This is a genomic window from Curtobacterium sp. PvP017 (assembly GCF_054060195.1).
This window is the reverse complement of sequence record NZ_JBSSCY010000010.1, coordinates 91,882-98,889: the sequence shown is the minus strand read 5'-3', so window position 1 is coordinate 98,889 and position 7,008 is coordinate 91,882. Positions and strand designations below refer to the sequence as shown.

7 protein-coding genes and 1 rRNA gene are annotated in these 7,008 nt (G+C 71.7%); all 8 read left to right on the top strand.

Annotation, left to right across the window (positions count from 1 at the left end):
* A 5S ribosomal RNA gene (gene rrf / locus ACVKXF_RS16550) occupies positions 1-90 on the top strand; the annotation flags it as partial.
* A gap of 384 nt (positions 91-474) precedes the next feature.
* Positions 475-1,521 carry a hypothetical protein gene (locus ACVKXF_RS16545; protein ID WP_456796378.1) on the top strand — a complete coding sequence of 349 codons (1,047 nt, stop codon included), beginning with the start codon at positions 475-477 and terminating at the stop codon, positions 1,519-1,521.
* Positions 1,512-2,348, top strand: a complete 837-nt coding sequence (locus tag ACVKXF_RS16540) for a hypothetical protein (protein ID WP_456796377.1) — start codon at positions 1,512-1,514, stop codon at positions 2,346-2,348. Before ACVKXF_RS16545 ends, ACVKXF_RS16540 begins: the two co-directional genes overlap by 10 nt.
* Before the next feature lie 37 nt (positions 2,349-2,385).
* Positions 2,386-3,351: an HAD-IIA family hydrolase gene (locus tag ACVKXF_RS16535; RefSeq protein WP_222661475.1), complete on the top strand. Its 966-nt coding sequence runs from the start codon at positions 2,386-2,388 to the stop codon at positions 3,349-3,351.
* Positions 3,352-3,361: 10 nt separating this feature from the next.
* The gene (locus ACVKXF_RS16530; RefSeq protein WP_185021517.1) at positions 3,362-3,529 is read left to right on the top strand and encodes a hypothetical protein; all 168 of its coding nucleotides are present in this window, start codon (positions 3,362-3,364) and stop codon (positions 3,527-3,529) included.
* 13 nt (positions 3,530-3,542) lie between these two features.
* Positions 3,543-4,355 (top strand): TlyA family RNA methyltransferase, encoded by an 813-nt coding sequence (locus ACVKXF_RS16525; RefSeq protein WP_456796376.1) that lies wholly within the window; start codon positions 3,543-3,545, stop codon positions 4,353-4,355.
* On the top strand, positions 4,352-5,275 hold the full coding sequence (locus tag ACVKXF_RS16520; protein WP_123314358.1) for an NAD kinase: 924 nt from the start codon (positions 4,352-4,354) through the stop codon (positions 5,273-5,275). Before ACVKXF_RS16525 ends, ACVKXF_RS16520 begins: the two co-directional genes overlap by 4 nt.
* Positions 5,276-5,297: 22 nt before the next feature.
* Complete coding sequence (gene recN / locus ACVKXF_RS16515; protein ID WP_456796375.1) at positions 5,298-6,992, top strand: DNA repair protein RecN; 1,695 nt, start codon at positions 5,298-5,300, stop codon at positions 6,990-6,992.
* The last annotated feature ends 16 nt before the right edge of the window (positions 6,993-7,008 follow it).

Here is a 7,008-nt window from a genome sequence, read left to right as displayed (position 1 = left end):
CCCGGTCACATTCCGAACCCGGAAGCTAAGCCTCTCAGCGCCGATGGTACTGCAAGGGGGACCTTGTGGGAGAGTAGGACGCCGCCGGACTTAACGTAAGAAGATGTGGCCATCGGCCCTCCATCGTGAACTCGTAGGGGAGACCCTCGTTCACGGTGGTGGCCGGTGGCCATTTCTGTTTCGCCGCTCGTCGCTCGACGCCGGCTCCGGTTCGTGATGGACTGGAGCCTGAACGTCGGTCCGACCGACGCGGCACCCAACACAACGACACAGCGGACGAACGCCCGACCTCAGGCTCGGGCACGCGATGAGGAGCAACGGTGGCGAACGACGACGAGCGACGGAACGACGGCGACCGGGGAGATCGACCCCGACGAGACGATCGGGCTCCTCGCCGCGACGGTGCGCCGCGGGGTGACGGTGCGAGCGGAGGTCGTTGGTCGTCTGGCCCTCGTGACTTCGAACGGCGCGAGGGTGACCGTCGCGACCGCCCGGAGCGCTCCGACCGTCCGTTCCGCGACGGTGCTGCGCGTCGTGACAGCGCTCCGCGCCGCGACGGCGACCGTCCGTTCCGTTCCGGTGACCGAGACGATCGTCCGTCGTGGCGGAGCGATCGCGGTGACTCAGGGCGTCCGCCTCGCGGCGATGGCCCTCGGGGTGCCGACCGTCCGCGCCGCGACGGCGACCGTCCGTACCAGGGCGGTTCTGACCGCCCCCGTCGTGATGGGGATCGGCCGTTCCGGTCGGACCGTCCCGCCCGAGATGGCGACCGTCCCGCCTACCGCGGTGGCTCGGATCGTCCGCGTCGTGATGGAGACCGTCCGTACCAGGGCGGTTCTGACCGCCCGCGTCGTGATGGCGACCGGCCCGCGTACCGCGGTGGTTCCGATCGTCCCGCGCGCGATGGTGACCGTCCGTACCGAGGTGGTTCGGACCGCCCGGCTCGTGACGGCGACCGTCCGTTCCGCGGTGGTTCCTCGGATCGTCCGCGTCGTGATGGCGACCGGCCCGCGTACCGCGGTGGTTCCGATCGTCCCGCGCGTGATGGTGACCGTCCGTACCGTGGCGGTTCGGACCGCCCGGCTCGTGACGGCGACCGTCCGTTCCGCGGTGGTTCCTCGGATCGTCCGCGTCGTGATGGCGACCGCCCCGCGTACCGCGGCGGCTCGGACCGTCCTGCCCGCGACGGCGACCGTCCGCGTCGCGACGACGACCGCCCGTCGTTCCGCGGTGGATCGTCGGATCGCCCGCGTCGTGATGGCGACCGGCCGGCGTTCCGTGGCGGCTCCGACCGTCCTGCCCGTGACGGCGACCGTCCGCGCCGTGATGGTGGCGACGACCGACGCCGCTTCGGCGACGGGACGCGTCACGCCGGCGCACGCTTCGGCGAAGCGGCCCGTGACGACTGGGAAGACCGCGACCCGTACGGCACGAAGTCGATCCGTCCGCGTCACGACGACCCGGACATCCCCGACGAGATCGACGCGCGTGATCTCGACCCAGCAGCGCGCATGGAGCTGAAGACGCTCAGCAAGGACAACGCCGACTGGGTCGCCCGGCACCTCGTGGCTGCGGCGCTGTTCGTCGACGAGGACCCCGCCCTGGCCAACGAGCACGCCCTCAGCGCCGCTCGTCGTGCGGGTCGCGTCGGTGTCGTCCGCGAGACCGCTGCGATCACGGCGTACCGCCTGGGTGACTTCGCGACGGCACTCCGCGAGCTCCGTACCTACCGGCGCATCTCCGGTCGCAACGACCAGCTCCCGATGATGGTGGACTGCGAGCGAGGCCTCGGCCGTCCGGAGCGAGCACTCGAGCTCGGACGTTCGGTGGAGCGTGCCGCGCTCGACACCGCGGTGCAGGTTGAGCTCGCGATCGCGATGTCCGGCGCCCGTATCGACCTCGGGAACCCCACAGCCGCGCTCGGTGAGCTGGAGATTCCACAGCTCGACCCGTCCACGGCCTACACGTGGTCGCCGGCGCTCTACAGTGCTTACGCGGCCACGCTCGAGGAGCTGGGCCGGCAGGACGAGGCCGACGAGTGGTGGGCCCGTGTCGACCGTGCGGCAGCGGCCCTGGCCGAAGCCGCCGACGAGAACGCTTGGGAGACAGTTGATGTGGTCGAGGAAACGCTCGAGGTCGAAGAACACGCAGACGCCGGCGAGCTCGACGACGCCGAGCAGCTCGACGACGCCGAGCAGCTCGACGACGCCGACTCCGAAGACGCCTACCTCGCCGACGAACCGGTCTTCGCCGAGCCCGACGTCGTCGGGGAGCCCGGCGAAGCCGACCAGCCCGGCGAGGTCGACGACGACAACCCCCGCGACGTCGACGGCTCCGCAGCCGACTGACGTCCCGACCGCGCCGACGGACGGCGTCGACGTCGTCCTGACGGACCTCGACGGCGTCGTCTACCGGGGGCGGAACGCGATCCCGCACGCGGTCGAGGCGCTCACACGGGCATCGCTGAGCGCCCGCGTCGGGTACATCACGAACAACGCGTCCCGGCGACCGATCGACGTCGCCGAGCACCTCGAGCGCTACGGGCTCGAGGTGTCCGAGGACGACGTCGTCACGTCATCGCAAGCGGGTGTCCAGCTCCTCTCGACGCTGGTGCCCGCCGGCTCGACCGTGCTCGTCACCGGTGGACTCGGACTCTCGAGCATCGTCGAGGCCGCCGGCTTCACGGTGACGAGCAGTGCCGAGGACTCCCCGGCCGCGGTCATCCAGGGCTTCTCCCCGGACCTCGGGTGGAAGGAGCTGGCCGAGGCGTCCTTCGCGCTGGCCGATCCGGCGATCCCGTGGGTCGCGACGAACATGGACTGGTCGATCCCGGTCGAGCGCGGCATCGCGCCGGGCAACGGCACGCTCGTGTCCGCCGTCCACCAGGCCGTGGGCCGCATGCCCGTGGTCGCCGGCAAGCCGGAGCGTCCGATCTTCGATGCAGCGGTCGAGCGCTTCGGCGGCGGGCGGACACTGTTCATCGGTGACCGTCTCGACACCGACATCAAGGGGGCGAACGACGTCGGGATCCCGAGCGTCCTCGTGCTGACGGGCATCGACCAGGCGAAGCAGGTGCTTGCCGCCGACCAACGCTCGCGTCCGGTGTTCGTGCTCGAGGACCTCCGCGGCCTGTCCGAGCCCTACCCGGTGACCGTCCGGCGACAGGACGACGACGGCACGCGGTACGTCACCGTCGGCAGCGCCACCGTGGCGATGCGCGGGCACGTCGTGCGGGTGCTCGATGCGGGGAGCGACATCGATCGCCTCCGCGCCGGTGCGGCCCTGATCTGGGAGTCGGGTCTGGCCATCTACGGCCTCGACGTGGACCCGCAGCTGTACGGCGGCGAGTAGCGTGTCGGACGTGCCGAACCCCGAGCAGCCGTCCGCCGACCTGGAACCGCAGGACGAGTTCGCCGCGCGCACCTCGGCGGCCGAAGCCCTGCCGCTCGTCGAGCGCGCCGACGCGTTCTCCGCACTGCACGACGAGCTGCGCACGCGGCTCGAGGGCGGCGGCTCCGCGAGTGCCTGAACCGGACGGAGCCGTGCCCGACGCGACCCCGGTCCGCCTCGACGCCCTCCTCGCGACGCGCGGACTCGCGCGATCGCGGACCGCTGCTTCCAAGCTCATCCAGGACGGCCGGGTGACGGTCGACGGCCGTCCCGTCGTGAAGCCCGCTGCCCCGACCGCCCCGGGCGCCGACATCGTGGTCGACGCGGCCGACGAGTGGGTCTCCCGCGCTGCCCGGAAGCTCGTCGGAGCGCTCGACGCCTTCGCGGTCGACCCGTCCGGTCGTGTGGTGCTGGACGTCGGCGCCAGCACGGGCGGCTTCACCCAGGTGCTCCTGACCCGTGGTGCTCGTCGTGTCATCGCGCTCGACGTCGGGCACGGCCAACTGCACCCGTCGATCGCGGTCGACGAGCGTGTCGCCGTGGTCGAGGGCACCAACGCCCGCAGTCTGACCCGGTCCGACTACCTCGCGCTCGACGGCGCCGCAGCCGAGACGACCCTGGTCGTCGGCGACCTGTCGTTCATCTCGCTGCGGCTGGTGCTGCCCGCCCTGGCCGAGGCCGTGCCCGCCGACGACTTCGTCCTGCTCGTGAAGCCGCAGTTCGAGGTCGGCCGCGGTGGGGTGCGCGAGGGCATCGTGCACGACCCGGCCCTCCGTGACGACGCCCTGATGAACGTCCTGTGGTCGGCGTGGGACCTCGGCTTCGGGACCACCGGGCTCGCGGCGTCGCCGATCATCGGGACGCACGGCAACCACGAGTACCTCGCGCGCTTCCAGCGTGGTGTCGGTGGCAATCCGACAGAATGGAGAGTCCGGGCAACCGAACTCACAGAGGGGACCGCATGAGCGACGACCGGCACATCCTGCTCGTCTCCCACACGGGTCGCCGTGACTCGATCGATGCTGCGGTGGAGGTCTGCGACCTGCTGCACGCCGCCGGTCTGGTACCGGTGATGCCGTTCGACGAGTACGCCGACATCCGCCGGGCCGAGGCCTCGGTGGGCCAGGTCGACATCCTCGGCGTCGACGTCCAGGCGGACCAGCTCGAGATCGTCATCGTGCTCGGTGGTGACGGCACGATCCTGCGCGCGGCCGAACTCGTGCGCGAGACGCGGGCCCCGATCGTCGGTGTGAACCTCGGACACGTCGGCTTCCTGGCGGAGAGCGAGCGGGACGCCCTCGCCGAGACCGTCGAGCGCGCCCTGTCGGGGGAGTACCACGTCGAGGAACGCGTCACCCTGCAGGTCGACGTCGTCGTCGGCAACCAGATCGTCTACTCGAGCTGGGCGCTCAACGAAGCCACCATCGAGAAGGCCTCGCGCGAGCGCATGCTCGAGGTGGTGACCGAGGTCGACGGTCGTCCGCTGTCCTCGTTCGGGTGCGACGGTGTCGTCGTGTCGACCCCCACCGGGTCCACGGCGTACTCGTTCTCCGGCGGCGGTCCGATCGTCTGGCCCGACGTCGACGCCCTGCTGATGGTGCCGCTCAGCGCGCACGCCCTGTTCTCCCGCCCGATCGTGGTGGGTCCGGACCGCGTCCTCGCGATCGAGGTCCTCCGGCGCACGAGCGGTGTGGGCGTCCTGTGGTGCGACGGTCGCCGGACGCACGACCTGCCGCCGGGCGCTCGGGTCGAGGTCCGACGGTCGCCGGACCCCGTGCGGGTCGCGCGCCTCAAGGACGCCCCCTTCACCGATCGGCTGGTCGCGAAGTTCCGGCTCCCGGTCACCGGGTGGCGCGGGCCGCAGACCGACGAGGACGACCTGTGACCGGCCGACAGGAGGACCACCGATGATCGAGGAGATCGCGATCCGTGACCTCGGGGTCATCGGCGAGACCACACTCGAACTCGGTCCGGGGTTCACCGTCGTCACCGGCGAGACCGGTGCGGGCAAGACCATGATCGTCACCGCCCTCGGATTGCTGCTCGGTGCCCGGGCGGACGCCGGTTCGGTCCGCCGCGGTGCGTCGAACGCCGTGGTCGAGGGCCGCTGGAACGTCCCCGAGCACGCCGCGGTCGCAGAACGCGTCGAGGACGCCGGCGGCGCCGTCGAGGACGGCGAACTGATCCTCACACGCACGGTCTCGGCCGAGGGCCGCAGCCGCGCCACCGTCGGCGGGCGGAGCGCCCCCGTGGCGGTCCTCGGTGAACTCGCCGACCAGCTCGTGACGGTGCACGGTCAGTCCGACCAGATCCGACTGACCTCGTCGACCGCGCAGCGTGCGGCGCTCGACGGCTTCGGCGGAGCGGCCCTCGAGAAGGTCCTGAATCGGTACGTCACGGCGTACGACGCGTGGCAGCAGCACACGGGCGAGCTCGAGACACTGACGCGGGACCGTGACGAGCGGGTGGCCGAGGCCGACCGGATCCGCGCGGCATCGGACGAGATCGAAGCGGCCGACCCTCAGCCCGGCGAGGACGTCGAGCTCGCCGAGCGCGCCGACCGGCTCGGCAACCTCGAGGAACTCCGACTCTCCGCCGCCCTGGCGCACGAGGCCCTGTCCAGCGAGTCGCTCGACGGTGTCTCGGACGTCGTCGGCCTGGTCGAGTCCGCCCGCCGTGCCGTCGAGCGCGTCGCCGACTCCGACGCCGCCCTGCAGCCGGTGCTCGAGCAGCTCACGGAACTCGGGATCCAGGCGGCCGAGGCCTCTGCGAGCATCTCCAGCTACCTCGGCTCGCTCGAGCCCGAGGCCGGGCACGACCTCGAGCTCATCAACGAACGACGCGCGCTGCTCGCCGGCCTCACCCGCAAGTACGGCGACACCGTCGACGACGTCATCGCCTACGGGCAGCGTGCCAGTGACCGCCTGCTCGAGCTGGACGGCGACGACGACCGCATCGCGGCGCTCCAGCAGTCCGTCGAACAGGACGAGCAGGCACTCGGGGCGGCGGCGGCGGCGTTGACCGCTGCTCGCACGAAGGCGGCAGCGGACCTCGCGAAGCGTGTCACGACTGAACTGAAGACCCTCGCGATGGCCGGCGCCACGCTGGTGGTCGAGGTCAGCGACGCGGGCGAGTACCGCCGGCACGGACGCGACCAGGTCTCGATCCTGCTGCAGCCGCACTCCGGCACCGACCCCCGGCCGATCGGCAAGGGCGCGTCGGGTGGCGAGCTCTCACGCGTCATGCTCGCGATCGAGGTCGTGATGGCCGGCAGCACGACGGTGCCGACGTTCGTCTTCGACGAGGTCGACGCCGGCGTGGGCGGTGCGGCGGCGATCGAGATCGGTCGTCGGCTGGCGAAGCTTGCCGAGCGCACGCAGGTCATCGTCGTCACGCACCTCGCGCAGGTCGCGGCGTTCGCGAACAACCACCTCAACGTGGTGAAGGACGCCAGTGGCGCCGTGACCTCGTCGAGCGTGCGACGACTCGAGGGCGAGGACCGCCTGCAGGAGATGGCGCGGCTGCTCTCCGGCCTCGGCGACAGCGCCAGCGGCGTGGAGCACGCCCGCGAACTGCTCGACGTGGCCGGCCAGACGGCCTGACGACCGCCGGCCGGCG

Bases quoted from the DNA above. Each gene is read 5' to 3' on its own strand.
- recN (WP_456796375.1), top strand. From the start codon at position 5,298: ATGATCGAGGAGATCGCGATCCGTGACCTCGGGGTCATCGGCGAGACC.
- ACVKXF_RS16540 (WP_456796377.1), top strand. From the start codon at position 1,512: ATGGAGCTGAAGACGCTCAGCAAGGACAACGCCGACTGGGTCGCCCGG.
- ACVKXF_RS16520 (WP_123314358.1), top strand. From the start codon at position 4,352: ATGAGCGACGACCGGCACATCCTGCTCGTCTCCCACACGGGTCGCCGT.